At 68.8% G+C, this 17,650-nt stretch carries 13 protein-coding genes and 1 pseudogene; 8 read left to right on the forward strand and 6 right to left on the reverse strand.

The window, feature by feature from the left end; genetic code table 11:
• Positions 1–14 precede the first annotated feature (14 nt).
• Positions 15–359 carry an SCO0607 family lipoprotein gene (locus tag ACFYUS_RS36385; protein WP_388862088.1) on the forward strand — a complete coding sequence of 115 codons (345 nt, stop codon included), beginning with the start codon at positions 15–17 and terminating at the stop codon, positions 357–359.
• A 634-nt stretch (positions 360–993) separates the two neighbouring features.
• Positions 994–1,182, forward strand: a pseudogene (locus tag ACFYUS_RS36390) (epoxide hydrolase N-terminal domain-containing protein); the annotation flags it as partial.
• Positions 1,183–1,311: 129 nt separating this feature from the next.
• Here the strand turns inward: ACFYUS_RS36390 and ACFYUS_RS36395 are convergent.
• Entirely contained in the window at positions 1,312–1,713 is a 402-nt protein-coding gene (locus ACFYUS_RS36395; protein WP_388862117.1) for a transposase, read from the reverse strand.
• 67 nt (positions 1,714–1,780) lie between these two features.
• Positions 1,781–2,173, reverse strand: coding sequence for a helix-turn-helix domain-containing protein (locus tag ACFYUS_RS36400; RefSeq protein ID WP_388862090.1), 393 nt, complete (start codon positions 2,171–2,173; stop codon positions 1,781–1,783).
• A 467-nt stretch (positions 2,174–2,640) separates the two neighbouring features.
• On the opposite strand from ACFYUS_RS36400, the gene ACFYUS_RS36405 reads away from it, so the two are divergent.
• From ACFYUS_RS36405 to ACFYUS_RS36425, 5 genes are all read left to right on the forward strand, one after another.
• Positions 2,641–2,931 carry a winged helix-turn-helix domain-containing protein gene (locus ACFYUS_RS36405; RefSeq protein ID WP_388862119.1) on the forward strand — a complete coding sequence of 97 codons (291 nt, stop codon included), beginning with the start codon at positions 2,641–2,643 and terminating at the stop codon, positions 2,929–2,931.
• A 45-nt stretch (positions 2,932–2,976) separates the two neighbouring features.
• Positions 2,977–3,147 (forward strand): hypothetical protein, encoded by a 171-nt coding sequence (locus tag ACFYUS_RS36410; protein ID WP_388862092.1) that lies wholly within the window; start codon positions 2,977–2,979, stop codon positions 3,145–3,147.
• A 591-nt stretch (positions 3,148–3,738) separates the two neighbouring features.
• Positions 3,739–4,581: a PP2C family protein-serine/threonine phosphatase gene (locus ACFYUS_RS36415; RefSeq protein ID WP_388862094.1), complete on the forward strand. Its 843-nt coding sequence runs from the start codon at positions 3,739–3,741 to the stop codon at positions 4,579–4,581.
• Positions 4,582–4,697: 116 nt separating this feature from the next.
• Positions 4,698–5,717 carry an MASE1 domain-containing protein gene (locus ACFYUS_RS36420; protein ID WP_388862096.1) on the forward strand — a complete coding sequence of 340 codons (1,020 nt, stop codon included), beginning with the start codon at positions 4,698–4,700 and terminating at the stop codon, positions 5,715–5,717.
• A gap of 964 nt (positions 5,718–6,681) precedes the next feature.
• Positions 6,682–7,029, forward strand: a complete 348-nt coding sequence (locus ACFYUS_RS36425) for an acetylxylan esterase (RefSeq protein WP_388862098.1) — start codon at positions 6,682–6,684, stop codon at positions 7,027–7,029.
• A 131-nt stretch (positions 7,030–7,160) separates the two neighbouring features.
• Here the strand turns inward: ACFYUS_RS36425 and ACFYUS_RS36430 are convergent, their stop codons facing one another.
• The 4 genes from ACFYUS_RS36430 to ACFYUS_RS36445 form a co-directional block, all read right to left on the reverse strand.
• The gene (locus ACFYUS_RS36430; RefSeq protein ID WP_388862100.1) at positions 7,161–7,685 is read right to left on the reverse strand and encodes a peptidylprolyl isomerase; all 525 of its coding nucleotides are present in this window, start codon (positions 7,683–7,685) and stop codon (positions 7,161–7,163) included.
• Positions 7,686–9,453: 1,768 nt separating this feature from the next.
• A complete protein-coding gene (locus ACFYUS_RS36435; protein WP_388862102.1) occupies positions 9,454–13,764 on the reverse strand; it encodes a hypothetical protein in 4,311 nt (1,436 codons plus the stop codon).
• 285 nt (positions 13,765–14,049) lie between these two features.
• On the reverse strand, positions 14,050–14,601 hold the full coding sequence (locus ACFYUS_RS36440; protein WP_388862104.1) for a hypothetical protein: 552 nt from the start codon (positions 14,599–14,601) through the stop codon (positions 14,050–14,052).
• Positions 14,602–16,172: 1,571 nt separating this feature from the next.
• Positions 16,173–16,658, reverse strand: a complete 486-nt coding sequence (locus tag ACFYUS_RS36445; RefSeq protein WP_388862106.1) for a MarR family winged helix-turn-helix transcriptional regulator — start codon at positions 16,656–16,658, stop codon at positions 16,173–16,175.
• A 222-nt stretch (positions 16,659–16,880) separates the two neighbouring features.
• Here ACFYUS_RS36445 and ACFYUS_RS36450 point away from each other — a divergent pair, with 222 nt between their 5' ends.
• A complete protein-coding gene (locus ACFYUS_RS36450) occupies positions 16,881–17,372 on the forward strand; it encodes a VOC family protein (RefSeq protein WP_388862108.1) in 492 nt (163 codons plus the stop codon).
• Positions 17,373–17,650: the final 278 nt, after the last annotated feature.

Raw genomic sequence — 17,650 nt, forward strand, 5'->3', positions numbered from 1 at the left:
AACAGGAGACCCTCATGAGCACGTCCTCGGGCACGATCCGGCCCGCCGCCCCCGTCCGACGCGGGAAGCACCGCTTCGCCGTCGCCGCCCTGACGGGCGCTGCCGCGATGGCCGTGCTCACGGGATGCGCCGGGTTGGAGTACGAGGAGGACGTCTGCAGCTCGGGCGAGTACCCCGTGCTGTCCGTGGGCGGTACCGGATCCGCCTGTGTCCAGGACGGCGAGGAGCCTCCGGCGGGATTCGCCCGGTATCCGGAGGGCAAGGTACCGCGCGAGGTCGACGACACGTGGGACGTGTACTGGCGCACCCACACCCTCGACAAGGACGGCGACATCGTCGACGCCCCCGCCGAGGGATGACGCGAGGGCGTGCCTTCGCACGACCGGCGGGGACGTACGGGATCTCCTCGACGTCGAGGTGGTGGCCCGGCCCGATCGGGGCGCGGGCGGCAGCGGCCAGGGCGTGGGCCGGGGCGCCGGGCCGGGGGCGTCCCCCGTGACGTACACCTCGGACGCGTACGGCTGCACCTGGCTCACCGTACGACGTCCCGCCGAGGACCTGACCGCGTTCCGGGCGCCGATCGCGCCGAGAGCCGCAACAACACCCTTGAGCTCCAGGTCAGGGGCCTGCTCGCCAGCGACCTCGTGATGAAGCAGGCCCCGGACACGTACGCCTCACTGGTGCTCCGGTGAGGGAAGAAGCACTGCCGCGGGACCGGCACGGTGCTCGCGCCCGGGTGCCCCTGGCTCCGGCCGGCCCCGGGCACAGCGCCAAGAGAGGCCAGGGAGTCTCCCTGGTTTCGAGTGGCTGCGCGTCGGGGAACTGATGCGGCTTCAGCCGCGTCCGGTCGGGATACATGGCCTCACCCCCTGTGGTCGGGACAAGGAGTTCCCATGGCCACACTCGAGACCAGCGGCCACGACGGCCCTTCCTGGGCCTGCCGGCAGGCGCCACCGTCGCCACCCGGCTCGGCCTGGCCGACCAGGCCTGCGCGGCCTCGACATCCGGTGCGCGCATGTCCGCTCGTCGCACGCGAACGTCCTGCCGCTGCTCATGACGCACGGCCGGCCAGGCTCGATCGTCGAGTTGCTGAAGGTCGTCGGACCGCTCACGAAGCCGACGGCGCACGGCGGTCGCGCCGCAGACGCCTTCCACCTCGTCCTGCCGACGATGCCCGGCTACGAGATCGTCCGGCGCGACACCACCCGTCGCGAACACGACGTCACCACCGAGACCAGCATCAACCAGATCGCGGGCAACCTCACCAAATGGCTGGCCGCCCTACCTAAACACCGCCTACTGATCTTTTCGTTAGTTCTGTGGGGTTGACGGGTGGATGGTCAGGCCGGTGGGGGTGAGGAAGGAACAGGGAAGGCGGTCGTTCTGGTTGATGCGGCGGATGCCCTGTTCGGTGACGTCGGCGACATCGGCGACATCGGCGAGATGGTTGCCGGCGAGGTTGGCGAGTTCACGCTTCTGGAGCGAGGACCACAGCAGTTCCACCGGGTTGAGCTCGGGTGCGTAGGCGGGTAATCGCTCCAGGGTGAACCAGTCCTGCCCGGCGACCCAGGCCCGCATCGCCCGGCTCCCATGAGCAGACAGTCCGTCCCAGACCAGCACCACCCGCTCCCCGCAGTAGAACGTCTTCATCTGCTCCAGGACCTCGATGAGTCCGGCCGTGTCGTAGCTGCCGGGCTTGAGGTGGAAGTACAGGCGGGCCCCGCGATCGGGGTCGGTGGCGTGATAGCCGAGAGCCCGGCCATCGAGGCGCGTTTCCGGTTCAGCCGGTGCCGCAGGAGAGGGGTGCGGCCGCCCGCCGTTCGGGCCGCTGCAGACCCCATCCCAGCCGGCCGGTCAGCAGCCGCCACACCGAGGCCTTCGACAGCCTCACCCCTGTCACCCGCTCGACCACCAGACCGACTCGTCCCAGGGTCCACAGACCGGCCTCGAAGCCATCGACCTGGGCGCCCTGCTCCAGCGCGGTCCGCACCCGCTCGACCTGGGCCTCGTCCAGCTTGGGCGGACGACCGGTGGCCGGGCGCCGGCGCAAGGCATCGGCGCCGTCCTTCTCCCAGACCCGTTTCCACCGCCGCGCACTCTCGTCACTGACCCCCGGCATCCGCGCGATCTCGGCACCCGAACGCCCCTGATCGAACAACTCGGCCGCCCGCACACGCCGGGCCTCGGCCCACTGCGGCCGTGTCAAAGGAGGAACAACAGGCGAAGGCCTGAAAGACACCGCATCAGGATCCCGCCGACGACTCCACCGCACCCACAGAACTAACGAAAAGATCAATAGGCAGGCGAAACCCTCTGACACGCAGGGCGACACGGCGCAGCGGAACGGCTCATGCTTTGCACCGCGCTCCGCGGCAGCCGCCGCGTCCTCGCCACACGGTCCTCCCTCCAGCCTCGCGCGCTGCGGGTCAGTGAGCGGTCCGTGGCACGGTGACGCCGTCAGTGGTATGAGCGTGGTGAAGCGGGGGTCCTGTCGAAGGGATCGCCGGGCGGCCGAGGCTCAGCAAGGCGCAGATCGCGAGACTGGAACGGGAGCTGGAGCGTGGGCCTCTGGTCCACGGCTGGGCCGACCAGCAGTGGACATTGGCCCGGATCAAGACTCTGATCGGCCGACTGTGCCACGTGGGCTACACGGTGGAGGGCACCTGGCAACTGCTGAAGCGGCACGGCTGGTCGTGGCAGCAGCCCGCCCGGCGGGCGATCGAGCGCGACGACGTGGCGGTCGTGGTCTGGAAGAAGGAGACCTGGCCGCGGGGAAGAGCATCGCGGCGGAGCGCGCGCCTACCTCGTCTTCGAGGACGAGGCTGGGCAATCGATGACTCCGCCGCGCTCCAGGACCTGGGGCGGATTGGCCGAACCCCAGTGGTGCGGGTACGCGGTCGGGCTCGGGGCGCGTGTCGATGGCGGGCATGACCTGCTACAAGCCTGGCGAGCGATCCCGGCTGATCTACCGGATCCGTGAGTACCGAGGCCGCAAGGGTGAGCCGAAGGACTTCGGCCGGCCTCGGACAGATCACACGCGCGGTCAAGCGCAAGCTCAAGATGCTGCAGTACAGGCCGCAGGTGATCGATGGCTGCTTCGCCGAAACGGGGCTGCGGTTCGGCGAAGCACCGCTGGCTGCGACGTGAGTCTTCAGCAGGGGACAGGTACTCGCCGGTCGCGATCAGCCGTGAGCCGTCGTACAACCTCACGGAAGCTTCCGGACTGAACAGGTTCCCGTACTCGTGCCAGAAGACGATCTCGATATCGACGTCGTGGGGGCGTTCCGGCTGGAACGACTCGATGCCCTCCGCCGGCCCCGTCTGCGCCCCACCCCGTCGGCAGCAGGTTCTGCCGGGCGGACGTCACCGGCATCACCCGGCGGCGAGGAGGACCGGCGCAGAACTCCTCGCGCCGGGGGACGGGGGTGTGGTTCGTGTTCATGCCCGGCGTCCTTGGGGCCGCCGGTGTCTTGCGAGTCGCGCGGCGTCGGCCTGCTCGGTCCGGACGTAGGTCAGGGGCGGGGCGATGCCTTCGATCTCGCGGAACCGCTGCTCGTTTCCGGCGGTGCGGGGTGGCCCCGCTGGGATCCGCCGCGTTCTCCGCCGATGAGATGCGGACGCTGTCCCCTCCGGGCAGAGTGGGAAGGACCTGTTCGTACCGAGGTGGTTCCCTGTGGTCCCGCGTGCTGGAGACCGGGACGAAGTGATGCGAGGATTGTCGTGACGTCGGAGTGATCGATGTTCCGCAGACGGCCGGCCGACAACAGTGAGGATCTTCTGGTCCGGCTCGGGTCGCTGACCGCCAGGGCGCGGGAGTTGGCCGAGACGCAGCGTTCGCGTGTCGAGCTCGCCGTGGCCCTGCAGCGCGGCATGCTGCCCTCGCACCTGCCCAGTTTTCCGGGCGTCCGGCTGGCCGTCCGCTATGAGCCCGCCAACCACGGGCTCAACGTCGGCGGTGACTGGTACGACGCTTTCTCCCTGCCCGGCGGGCAGATCGGCATGTCCATCGGAGACGTGCAGGGACACAACATCGAGGCCGCCGCCTTCATGGGACAGGTCCGCGTGGCACTGCGCGCGCTGGCCTCCGTCACCGGAGACCCGGGAGAGTTGCTCGGTCGCACCAACGACCTGCTCATCTCTCTGGGCGCCGACCTCTTCGCCACCTGCACCTTCCTGCGGCTCGACCCCGCTGCCGGCACCCTGGAGTGCGCCCGGGCCGGTCACATCCCTCACATCTGGGCCACCACCGACGGCCGCTCCGGCATCGACGACAGCGAGGGCGGGCCTCCGCTCGGTGTGCTGCGCGGCGTCGACTACCCGGCCTCGCGCCACCGGCTCGCCGCCGACGGTGTCTTCGTCCTCCTGACCGACGGGGTGGTGGAGGGGCCCTCGCTCCACGTCGACGAGGGTCTGGACCGGGTGACGAGGCTCGCCGGGATCACCGCCGTCGCCGGACTGGACGTCGACGCGCTCGCCACCGCCGTCATGAAGCTGGCGGCCACGGTGGGGCACGAGGACGACGCGGCCGTCCTGGTCGTCGGCCATGACGGCGGTCCGGCCCGGCCGGCGGCCAAGGAGTGAGGGGAGGGGGCTCGCCTCGGGCCGGGTCGGTCCTCGGACCCGCCCGGGCCCGTGCCGGACGGCGGCGCCCGACACGCAGGGGCGTTGCTCGGTCGTGGCGGCCCGGCCGGTGTCTGATGGCTGACGTGTTGGATACTCGGCAGTTCCGGTCCTCCACGGAGGCGGCTCTGATGTCGCTGGCCGTGGCGGTTTGCTACTACGCGGCCGGACGACTCGGCCTGATGGGCCGCCTCGTCGTCGAAGGCGTGGTGGTCACCCCCATCTGGCCTCCCACCGGCGTCGCCGTCGCCGCCCTGCTGCTGCTCGGCGCGCGGGTCTGGCCTGGGATCGCCCTCGGCTCCTTCCTCGTCATCGCCTCCCTCACCACTCCGGGGCCCACCACAGTGGTCACCGTGGTCAGCAACACCGTCGCGCCACTCTGCGCCTTCCTGCTGCTGAGACGGGCCGGCTTCCGGCACGACATGGCGCGGCTGCGGGACGGACTCTCCCTGGTCTTCCTCGGCGGGTTCGGCGCCATGATGATCAGCGCGACCGCGGGGGTCGGACTGCAGGTGGCGAAGAGCTCCCTGGACACGAGCGAGTTCTGGCCCGCCTGGCTGGCCTGGTGGGTGGGCGACACGATGGGGGTGCTGCTCGTCGCCCCGCTCATGCTCCTCCTCGCGGGGCCGGCCGGACGGTTCCGGGTACGGCGCTGGAAGGAGGCGGCCTTTCTGGGGCTGACGACCCTGATCCTCATGCCCATGGTCGTACTCAGCCCGATGAGCATGCTCTTCCTCGTCTTCCCCCTGCTGATCTGGGCAGCGCTCCGCTTCCAGCTCGCCGGAAGCATGCTGTGCGCGCTCTTCGCCTCCGTGCTCGCCACCTTCGAGGCGACCTCCGGACGGGGCGCGTTCCTCCACCTCACCGACGTCGAGATCATGGCCAAGCTCCAGGCGTTCAACGGTTCCGCCGCCCTGACCGCCCTGCTTCTCGCCTCCGTCATCACCGAGCAGCGTGCGACCCGCCGGTCGGTGCGCCGCGCCTGCCAGGAACTGGCGGAGGTCCTGGAGCACCTCGCGGCGGGCGAGCCCTCACCGGGCCCACCTGGCACCGCCGAGAGCCGGGCAGCCCCACCCGGCGGGCACCGGAATCCGTGATCCCCGCGCCGGAGCCGGCGCAGGGATCAGGAGCCGTACAACGACTGCAAGGCATGGGAACTCTCCGGCGCCAACAAGCTGGTGCGTGATGGCGTTGGAGATGCACGGTCCTGAGCTGGCGGCCTGTTCCGTGAGCGTCCGGCGGGACACGTCGAGCTGGGCGGTGGCCTGGAGCTGACCCGCGTCCCAGGCGGCGGCCGCCCGTTGTCGGGCGGCCTCCCAGGCGGCAGCGGCCTGCCGCTCCCCCGCCGCCCACACGGCCGCTGCCTGCCGCTTGGCAGCAGCGAGGGCGAACACCCCGTCAGCGCTCCGCCGCCGATCGCGGCCCCCGCGGCGACGAGCGCCGTCAGCACGGCGTCGTTCACGTCGGACGCCCAGCGTCCCGCCCCGCCCGCACATCCTGCTTCTACCTGCTCCTCCACAAGACCGACGGTTGTGCAAGTCCCTCATTCTGCCCAGCCGGACCCGCGGGAACCCGCGCCGCCGCCCGGAATCGGGTACGCCTAGAGCTCACCCCTTCGACTCCTCTGACCCGTACTGGTCACATGCAAGTGGGCCGCAAGGCGCCGATTCCGGGTCTCCGTCGTGGGACTGGTGGTCCCCGCGCGAGCGGGGGTGCAGGGATCACAACTCGCGGTTCATCTTGGGCATAAGGGAGGCGGGGCTCAGCGTCCCTCGTCCTACGGTGCGAACTACTCCCGTTTGGCGCGGGGCCAGGGACGAGACCGACCAAGATCCGGGCCACACGCGGACCAGCCGCCTGCAGCTTAGCCGAATTCACAGCCGTTTCCGCTGGTCAGCGGCCACACGGGGCGTGCACCACCAGCACACGAAAAACTCCTGTTCGACGCCGGGGCCGCCGCCGAGGGTGCCCGCAGGGATGGAGGCACGCAACCTGGCCGGGCTCACAGGACACGGCACCCTCGCGGGGTGCCGCCTTGCCCCTCGCCCCCCCCTGGAGACGGTGCTGGGCGAGGCGTACGAGTGGCCGGGCCGTCCGGACGAGCCGCTGAACCTGATGATGATCGAGGACGCCGCTCGTGAGGTCGACTGGACGGGCTTCGACGACGCCCATCCGGACACCGAGGCCGCTCGCCGCGACCTCGGCGCCCGCCTGGTGGCCGCTCTGGCTCCGATGCCGGGGGACCCGACCTGTCCCCCGTCCACGGTGTTCGCGGCCTACAACCGATACCGCGGGACAAAGGACACGCAGGTGTGGCCCTTTGCGGACCACGGAGGCGGACACGGAACCGAGCGGCATGTGCAACTGAACCGGATCGAGGACCAGGGCCTGCTGCCGACCCGGACGTGACGCCAAGGCGACGCGATCGATCCGACTCCATGGAGGAGCCAGGGGACTCACTGGGCCTTCGGGTGTCGCCGCAAGCCGACTCCGCACGCCGTCAGGCATGTTCGTCGTGGACGCGGCGACATCGCGGTGCGTCAGTGCCGGCAGGACAGCCGGACGTGGAGCAGCTCGGTCCGCAGTGCGGGTGTGCCGTCGACCGGTGCCGGGTTCTCCGCGGTCGGCTCGATGCCTCCGGCGGCGACCTTGTCGAGTGTCGCCAGACCGTCGGGGCCGACCGTGCCGAACACCGTGTAGTTCGGTCGCAGCGCGGAGTCGCCGTAGACGACGAAGAACTGTGAGCCGTTCGTGTTCGGACCGGCGTTGGCCATCGCCAGCAGGCCGCGTCCGTAGAGCCGGCGCGTGCCTGTGGGATCGGTGGCTGCGGGCGGCAGGTCCACCGGCAGTTCGTCCTTGTACTTGTACCCGGGCCCGCCCTCACCGGTGCCGGTCGGGTCGCCGCACTGCAGGACCTTCAGCGTCGGGTACGCCGTCAGGCGGTGGCACACCGTACGGTCGTAGAACCCGTGCCGTGCCAGGTGCAGGAAACTCTGGACCGTGCACGGCGCCTTGGCCCGGTCCAAGCGCAGCGATAGCGGGCCCTGACTGGTCGGAACAGCCAAGTCGACCGTGCCACGAGCAGGGGTGCGCCGTGGGTCGGGCGGCAGCGGAACACGGAGCGCCGGCGGCTCGTCCGGGGTCTGGCTGTACTGGCAAGGACCGTGCGTGGTGCGCGGCGGAGCGCTGTCGGAAGCGGTGGCGACACTCCCCCCGGACACCACTAACGCCACGGCCGCGAATGCACTGACCAGTGCTCGTCTCATCTTGCACGCCCTCCCGATGATCTCCAGGTCTTGGAGCGGTCGCAGTTTAGGGCGTGGTGTGGCCCGCGGGAGTGGGATTTCCGGCCGATCAGCGTGACCAGAGCCCCCTCATTCATGGCGACACGTCCTTGGCCTTGCCGGGACCGCTGGGGTCCGTACCGAATCGACGGCAACGTGGAACACCCCGCGAGTGAAGGGAGCATCGGTGCCCTGTCGCGGAGCCCGGGAAGGCGCCGCCGTCGGTCTGGGCCGGCGCATATCCAGCGTTCGCCAAGCCGCTCCGCGCCCCAGCCCCGTCCCCACCGGAGCCATGGCGCAGCCGACTCGTCCCGCCGCAGGCGCAGACGCTCCTTCAGGAGCCATGCCCAGCTGTGGGTCGTCCCGTTCGCCGGGCACCGGCTGAACTTGCCAGGAGCCGGTCCCGAAACGCACAAGAGCGCGGGAGGCATGTCTGAGGTGGAGCCTTCCCTCACGAGTCGTCCAGCTCCCGCGCCGCCCTCCCGACGAACCCTCTGTTCTGCTATCAGGCAGGGCAAGGGCCTAGAAACTCTCTGGGATCCGCTGGCGGCGGGGTCCCAGCTCCGGCATCAGAACCGGGAGGCTGACAGACTCTCCGCAGCAGCGAGGGAGGCCTCATGGGTTTCGGTTCCCGCGTCGGCGTGCCGGTCCCAAGCGTGCGCGTCCCGACCAGGGGCGTACGGACATCCATCGGACCTCGGATGGCACGCGTGAACGTGGGCGGCGGCCGAGCGACGCTCTCTTCGGATGCAAGGAGGGTTCCGTGGTCCCGGCGCCCCCGGGGGTGGGGCGCAGGTCTGGATCCAGTACTCGGAGTTTCCTTCGTGCTCCCCGCCGGTGCGGGGGCGGGGCAGCGGCCACGCAGGGCGCGTCCCACCAGCAGACCAAGAACCTGCTGGTCAGCTGCTCGCCGAAGAAGCTCGGTTTCTTCTAGAGGCACGAAAGAGGCGCCTGACCTGGGCTTTCACCCGTCAGGCGCCTCTCTCGCACCGCAAAGGGAGGGGACGGGTTGCGCCGAAACTCCCAGCTCCTCCCTCCCGTGTCCCAGGCCTGACCAGCGCTTCCGGACCAGTCACGGACCAAACTCCGGACTCACCGCTCAGGCGCCTGGCCCCGGCTGACGCGGTCCCGCTCCTCCATGGACTGCTCGATGAGGCGGTTGGCCCCTGCGCTCGCACGCCGTCCAGGAACCTGGAGGTCGGCGCTGCAGAAACTCCTCGGCACTGCCGCTGCTGTTGACGTCTACCCCGGTGACCCACCGCACGGGTTGTTCCGACGCCGGCTAGCGGTAGACGAGGTCCGCCAGCTCGCGCAGCAGCATCGACTTGCCGCTGTTGTTCGTGCCGGTCAACACCGTCCTCCCGTCGGCGGGCGGCCTCACCACCCTGCCGTCCGTGAGCATCGGTCGACCGCGGGGCCCCTTGCTGCACCTGCACCACGGCCTGACCGGTCTGGGGCGTGCGACTTTCAGCCGGGGTTATCATCGGTGCCGAAGGCCGTGCCGCCTGATCGGACGGCGGTACGGCCTTCGGTTGTGGGTCGGTGGCGGTCAGCGCCGGAAGGACTTCAGGAAGAGGGAGTCCCCGCTGTCCTGGTAATTGTCGTTGACGCCCAGTCCTGAGGTAAAGCTGCCGTTCTCGTAGCCGGCCCAGTCCTGGATGGGGTTGGTGTCGATGGGCGGCAAGCTACCGGTCCCGTAGTCGAGGTGTTTGAAGGAGCGCGGGGAGTCCTCGGCGGAGCCGAACTGGTAGGCACGGCCGCGGGTGGAGTAGGGCTGATAGAGCGCGTAGGAGCCGTTCTTGGTGGTCTGTTTGGTCAGGCTGTTGTTGAAGAAGACGTTCTGGGGGCCGCTGGAGCCGGACCACTTGACGGCCTTGTTGCCGGCGCTCCAGTAGATCGGCCACCAGGTGCCCTTGTCACCGACGCCTCCCTCACCGCCGCAGTTGGCGCTGCAGTTGCTGGAGGAATGGTTGTAGGGGACGTGGACGGTGTTGTTGTCGAAGAGGTTGCGGCGTTCCCAGCCGCCGTGCAGGTTGAGGTCGGAGTCGAAGTCGTTGGCGAAGGCGACGTTCCCGGAGGAGGACCACTGGAAGGTGAAGTGGCGCAGGTTGCGGGTGGTGTTGAAGGCGTAGAGGGAGTCCCAGACGCGGGAGCCGCGCAGGTATCCGTTGCCTCCCTTGCCCTTGTTCCAGGAGCCGTCGAAGTAGTTGTTCTCGATCTGGAGGTTCTTGGCGACTTCGGTGACGACGGGGTGGGAGCCGGTCATCTCGCCCTTGATTCCGCGGACCCAGCTGTTGGCGGCCCATTTGAAGACGATGCCGTGCATGGCGGCGTCGGGGGCGAGGTTGCCGTAGTTGTGGGTGGCGCAGTTGGGGGTCAGGTCGACGCACCGGGCGGTCAGGCTGCCCATCTGCTGGGTGAAGGTGAAGTCCTCGAACCCGACGTCCGTGATCATCTTGAGCGGGGTGACCTTGCTGGGGTAGGCGGGACCCCCTGGGGTGATGGGCGCGGAGCCGTCGGAGACGGAGTTCACGGGGAGGTCGAACTCCAGCGGCTTGTCGATGGTGACGGTGCGTCGGGTGCCGTCGACGGAGGAGATGGTGAAGACCTGCTGGCGCATGTGCAGGTCCTCCAGGCTGCCCAGTTGCCCGGCGGTGTCGATCTGCTGGCTCTGGTAGAACTTCATGCTGTTGGCCGCCCCGACCCACAGGTAGCCGCCCGGCTTGAAGACGGACATGTCGGCAGCGCCGTTGAGCTGGATGGTGCTGTCGCCCTCCCTTGCGGAGTACCCGGGGGTGGAGGAGTTCTCAGCGAGGGTGACGCCCGATTCCCAGTGCTGGTTGATCGATCCTTCGAAGAGGTCCCGGCGGTTCTCCGGGATCGCGGAGAGGTCGCCGCACATGCGCTGGTGCTTGGCCGACACCTCGCGGGTCTGCACGCGGAACAGGCCGCGTCCGGGCCAGATCCAGCCGCCGGTGCCAGTGATGGAGCCGATCGTGCCCTGGCATACGTAGCGCATCGCGTCCTGGTCCCAGCGGCTGCCCTGGTAGAGGGTGTCGTACCTGGTCGCGCTGTCCGGCCGGAACGCGATCTTGGTGCCGCTGTCGGCTTCCGTGCCCTGGCCGCGGACGACGAGGTAGGAGGCGTCGACGGCCAGTTGCTTGCTGACCTCCAGGGTGCCCTTGGGCAGTTCGATCGAGGAAAGCTTGGTGGGCGAGGCGTTGGGGGTGCAGGTGGTGCGTATGTCGTCGATGGCCTTTTGGATGCCGGCGGTGTCGTCCTGGCCGTCGTCGGCCTTCACGTTGTAGTGGTCGGCCAGGACCTGGGGAGTGATTTTGCAGCGCGGGTCGTTGGAGCGCTCCGCGGGGCCGGGCAGCCGTTGTCCGCCCCGGTAGCCGGCTTTGCTCCAATCCGGCAGGTCACCGCCCAGGCCGGTGCGGCGGTTGCCCTTGGCAAGGACCTGGCTGGTGTCGTCCAGGCCGCCGGGGACGGAGCCCGCACTGCCGGTGCAGCGTGAGGTGACCGGTCCGGTGTCGGGGTCGGCGAGGATCTTGGTGAGGCAGGCGGAGAGGGCCTGCTGGCCGAAGTAGTTGGGGTGAATCGCCTCCTGCTGGTGGCCTTGGGCCGTCCACGGGATGTCCGTGTCGATCAGGTAGGGGACCCAGCGGATCCATTCGGCCTGTGCGGCGTCCAGGGGCGCGGTCGAGTTGTTGGCAGAGGTGGCCTGCTGGGTGGAAGTGGAGCACAGCTCGTGTCCGGCGAAGGCATCCTGGACGTCCAGGAACGAGACTTTCGCCCGTGTGGCGGCCCGGCTCAGCATCGCGGTGATGTTCGCCATCACGTGGTCGCGGGCCCAGTCGCTGTCCTTGTCGAGGAACGGGCAGCCGCCCTTGGTGTAGCGCCCGTACTTTTCGAACGGGTTGGAGGAGTTCTCCGGGTAGCGGTACTCAGAGCTCTTGGGCAGTGGGTTCGGGTAGGACTGGAGCACGAGCCGGTAGCTGTCGTCGGACTGCCCGGAGTCGCGCAGGACGTCACGGATCCCGGTCAGGCTCTTGACCACGTCCTCCTCGACCACGCCCAGCGCCGCGTCGAAGTCGGCCTGCTTGACGGCCCGGCAGCCGTTGTTGTTCACGGCCGGGGCGAGGTAGGCCTTGACGCACTCCTTCACGATGTCGGAGAACTGGAGGTCGTTGCCGCCGATCGACAGCACCACGGTGGAGACGTCACGGGTGGCGGTGAGGTCGCGCAGCTGCTCGATCTGCGGGCGCTCTCCCTTGAATGTGTCGGTCAGGACGCTGGCCGTGGTCGCTCCAGAACAGGCCAGGTTGACCCGGTCGACAGTTACCGCGCCGGGCACGGCCACACCGTTGATCTCGGCGGAGTCCGACCGGTCGCACGCCGCGTCGGGCTTGGCGGCGTAGGAAGTGTCGCCGTACACCCGCGTGAGGTCGTGGGTGCAGCTGCTCTCGCCGGCATTGCAGCCCACTGCGGAGCGATCCGTGCCCCACACCGAGCCGTCGGCAGAGGCGTCCGCGTTACCGGCCCACCGGCCGGCCTCGCCTGAGATGTAGCTGTCGCCCATCGACACCACCGTTGGTATCGCTGTGCAGGGATCGGGCTCCGGGCCAGGGAAGGGCGTCTGCCCGTCGGACAGGACGGAAACGTTCAGTGCCGAGGCCACCGGCACGTTGCCGGCGGAGGACGGCGGGCAACCCTTGAACAACCTCGTCTTCCACTTCCAAGTGGGAGTCGCGCCCTGAGACACCGCGCGAAGCCCCGAACCGACCTTCTGATTCTCCGGGGCGATCGTGAACCCCTCGGGGTTGACCAACTGCCCGGAATCACTGTCGAAACGCCAGAGCTGGCTCTCCTTCTGGCCCGTCTGGCAATTCTTGTGAACGATCTTTCCGGTGCCGTCGGGAGCGATAGTGAGACATTTCAGGGATCTCTCGAGCAGGAGCAGTGAGTATTTCTTCCCGCTGATGTCGATCGCTCCGAACGGTGACAGGACCTGGCTCCCGTTCTTCGCGCGGATGTTCTGCAGGACGAACGGGGCGTCCTCGCCGATGCTGTCGTCCTCCAGCCGGGCCTGGTCGACGCCGATCGTCCAGGAGGCTGAGTTCTCCGAGGTCCCACCCGTCAGCCAGTACGGAACTCCCGGATCGGCTCCGGCCTGAAGGCCGCCGAAGAACACCGGATAGTGGTCGCTATCGTGAGTGGTGTCGGCCCGACCGACGATGTTCCAGTCGCTGAACAGCTGTGAGGCGACCATGTAGTCGTACCGCCCGCCGGTCCGGAAGGTGCGGACCCCGGGGGCCGTGGAGTGCGTCAGGCTGTTCGCGGGGAGATCGGCCATAGTTCCCGGCTCGCGGTTGTAGTCACCCAGGACCGCCCATCGCCCTGCACTCAGGGTTCCCGACCGCCCTGCGACCGCGTTGACGAACTCGCTTCCGTTGGCCCCGCCGGGGGAGATCGCATGAATGGAGCCGAAGGTAATAGCATCGGCGCCGGTGCCGTCGACGATGACGAGCCCCGGGCGCGTATTGCCGAATTGCGTCTCGACGATTTCCACGCTTTCCGGCCGACGGTGCGTCATGAATCCGAGACGGTACATCTGCGGCCGAAGGCTGTCCTCGACATAGGTGAGGTAGATGTCCGAACGGTAGCCCAGTCGGGAAGTCAGTCTCTTCCTTTCGATCCGGTAGCTGGTGCCGGGGACCAGAATTTCTCCGTCGTTCACCACGTTTGCGGCCGAGATCGCGGACATCGGCATTTCCTGCAACGCCACGATGTCGTACCTGAGGGCGTAGTTGTAGGCGTTCTGCCAGGCCTTCGGCGTATGGGCCATGTTCCAGGTCATCACCCGCTGCTCTCCGGGAACAACCGCATGCGCGGGCTGGGCCAGGCCCACCAGGAAGCCGCCCATCAAGGCTGTGACGAGACCCAGTGACAGAAGTCGCCACAGGGTCAGAAATGCAACAGCGGGAGGTTTTTGACGGATCATTCGAATGTCATCCTAGGTTTTCAAATTGTCTGGCCCCCGACCTGGCCCCGCCCTTTCTACCTGCCCTGGCTGAACACTCGGCGCTCCGGTGGTGCCTTGATCGCGGGAGCCGCAACCTATCGGGATCCGCTTGCGTTCTAGTTACGTTCGACTAACAGCGGCTAACGCAATGAACTGCTGGACCACCAGATATAGGCCTCTCGGCTCGCCATCCGCGACGAATCCCGTCAGGGACTGCTCCAGCAACTCGAGAAACTGCCGCAAGTCATCAGCCGCCTTGTCGAGCGCGGGTTCGTCCAGCAATGCTGTCCGCTTCCGGTAGATCGCTCCGCCTGGGCTGGCAACATAGGACAGGCCGACACCGTTCGAGCCGATGACCAGGCCACCGTTCTTCTGATCCATGCCGATCGACAGCTCCGTACGATCAACGCGGAAGGCCCCCTCGGGCCGCGCCTGCCCGCAGCAGGCCGTGATCCGGTGGACGGCCTTGAGGGAGTAGGCGAGCCGGAGCGCGAACAGGTAGTACTTAGTGCCCTGGCCAGCAAGGTCGACCCAGGCATCGCCCAAGTCGACCTCCGCGCCCATGCCGGGCTGGTTGTGCCGGATTACGAACCCCGCGGCTGGTGCGGCCCCGGCAGCCTCGGCGATCTCCTGCTGGCGCCGGTGGAGGGCGTTGTCGCTGCCCCGATACATTTGGAGATTGCGGGTTCGGCCTGTGACTTCTGTCCGGACGACGTCGAGGGCGCGGATGTGGCGCCACCGGTGGTGTGGGCTTTCCCGAGTGGGCAGGTCGAGCAGTCTGCTGAGCTCGTTCCCGGGCCGGGGATCAGGATCGAGCTGCCGATCGGCGCGATGCTCTGGAAAGCGTGCGAGCGCTGCCGTCGGCTCATCTGGGCCGACCGGTGGCGTGACCTCGCGCGGGAGTGTGGTTACGCGGAGGGCAGCAGCGGGTCTCTGTCCTGGGAGGGCTTCCGCGTCGCTCGTCTGTCTGGCCCGGGCTACGCGTGGCCGCTGGTGCCGCACAAGCTGCCTACGGTGCACCGGCGCGTCCGCGACGCGTGGGATCAGGAGAAGCTCGCGTTTGCCTCTCCCGTCCGCGAGCGTCTGGAGCGGGCCGCGCGAGCGGGGGTGTTCCACGCCCGCTGGGCGACGCATGGGCGTGGGCCCGGTGGTCCCCGCGCGAGCGGGGGTGTAAGGGTCACAACTCGCGGTTCATCGTGGCCATAAAGGGGCGGGGCTGAGTGGCTGTCGCCCTTCGGTGCGAACTGCTCCCGCATGCCGGTCGCTCTTCGGGGCCAGGGACGAGGCCGACCAAGATCCGGGCCATACACGGACCAGTCGCCTGCAGCCTGACCGAATCGTGGCCGTTTCCGCTGGTCAGCGGCCATGCGAGGCATGTACCACCAGCACACCAAGAACCTGTTGGTCAGCTGCTCGCCGAAGAAGCTCGGGTTCTTCTGAGCCTCTCCGGGGAGGCACACCAGGCGCCTCCAGTGTCCGGTCGACCGGTCCGTCCGACTACGGAGAGCGCTGCCCTTCGTCTCTGCCTGGATCCGTTCGAGCCAAGCACGAGAAACGGCAGTCCTACCCGGAGGCCGTCGAGGCGGCCCACGCCGACTTCGCCGCGATGCAGACCGGCGACCTCCCGCACCGGACGAACCTCTCCGTACCGTCCACTGCGGGGGGGAGGCGGCGTGGTCCCGCACCCGCACGGGATGAAGGGCGGAGCGATGCCGCTCGGGGCCGAGCCGGGTCGGACCAGCCCGTTCGGCACCTGGGGCGAGGACGACGGCCAGGAGGAGCTGGACGGGCCGGGGCGGTGGAGGCCGAGTTGTGGTGCTGAGCCGGTGTGTTCGTCCCGGGCGGTTCCAGACGTTCAGCGGTCCTCGTGGCGGGAGGCGAACTCGCCGCGCCAGTGCTCGTACAGACACTCGACCATCTCGACGCGGGCCGGGTCGCCGTAGCGGGTGTGTTGCAGTTCCGTGTCGGTCCGGGCCTGAGCGTGGCCAGGCAGGCGATGCAGTGTTCGAAGTCGTTGTTCCCGCAGTCTTCGGGCTCGCCGGGCAGGCCAGGCAGTACGGGGGACACGCCGAGGGCGTCCAGTACGCCGCGCAACCGCAGGGCCTTCCGGTGCCCGGCGTCCGCCCTCTTGGCCACCTAGGTCGGCGAGCCGTTCCGGGAATGCGGCCTGGTCGAGGAGGAACGGCAGCAGTCGGCACGAAGCCCCGGGACCGCCTTGGCGAGGTCCCGGGGCTTCGTCGTGCTCAGCGCGTGGCAGCGGGCTCCGGGAGCCGTCGCGACACGTTCATCTCCTCGATGGTGGTGACCAGCGGGGCCAGCTCGGGGTTCTCGGCGGCCTCGTCCAGCGCCTCCCGGAGGGCGGCCTCGTTGGTCGGCCTGGCCGCTTCCAGGAGCTCCAGGCCGGGCCCGGTCACGTCGGTGTAGATGCCGCGGCGATCGGTCGCGCAGAGGTAGCGCGAGAGCAGGCCACGGTTCTCCAGCCGGGTGACGAGGCGGGTGGTGGCGCTCTGGCTGAGTACGACCGCGTCGGCGACCTGCTTCATCTGCAGGTGTCCGCCCTCGCCGTCGTGCTGGCGGCTGAGCACGTCGAGCAGTGAGTACTCCCGCACGCTCAGGTCGTGCTCGGTCTGGAGGGTGCGCTCGATGTGCGCCTCGATCCGGCCGGCCAGGAGGTAGAGGGCGGCCCAGCCGTTGGCGAGGGCGGTCAGCGCGGGGTCCGTGGCGGTCATGGGTGCGGCTCTCCTTCCAGGTGCATGCTCTCTCCAGCATAAGCCCTTACGCATAATATTGGCCAGCGCGCGTATCCCGCTTAAGCAAGTATTGCCATCCGCGACACCCGGATGCGCGACCCGCCACCGTCCGGAGAATCGATTCCGTCTGACTCCTCAGGAATCCGCCCCGCGTCCGCGCAGCGACCGCCGCCGCGCGGGCTCGGAACGAAGGGAATCGTCATGACCGTTTCCAGCGCCCCGATGAACCTCACCCGAGCGGCCCATGTCGGGATCTCGGTGTCGGACCTGGACGCCTCGATCGCGTTCTACCAGGCCCTCACCGGGCGCGAGCCCGTCGCCTCGGGAACCATGCACAGCGTGCCGTTCGGCGGGTCACAGGGCCTGTCCACCGCAGAGCTGCGCTACGCCACGATCAACCTCGACAACAGCCTCGGCATCGACCTCATCGAGTTCCGCAACCCGCCGGGCGAGCCGACCAGGGGCGCCGCCAACCGTCCGGGCTCGATGCACCTGTGCCTGCGGGTGGACGACTTCGACGCGGTGTACCGGCGAATGAAGGAGGCCGGCTACGCCTTCCTCGGCGACGACTACACGTTCATCGCGGGCGAGGTGACACCCGAGGCGGCGCTCGGCACCAAAGTCGCCTACTTCAACGACCCGGACGGCACCAACCTGGAGATCATCCAGCCCGAGGGCGGCTTCGCCAGCTGAGGCGCCCGACCAGCGCGGGTGGGACCCGGACCGACGCGATCCCGGGCCCCACCCGCGTTCGCGTATCCGCCGCCATCGCACGCCATCAGCGGTGAGCGAATGCCCGCATTTGCACTTAGCCTGCGCATGCAACTATTGTCAGAGCACGTAAGGCGCAACAGCAATCATATGGAGGGCGGCACACCATGCCTCTCGCGCTCCTCGCCCTGGCCATCGGGGCCTTCGGGATCGGCACGACCGAGTTCGTGGTCATGGGCCTGCTGCCCGAGATCGCCGGC

The organism is Streptomyces sp. NPDC004284, from assembly GCF_042874035.1.
Taxonomy (GTDB): Bacteria; Actinomycetota; Actinomycetes; order Streptomycetales; family Streptomycetaceae; genus Streptomyces.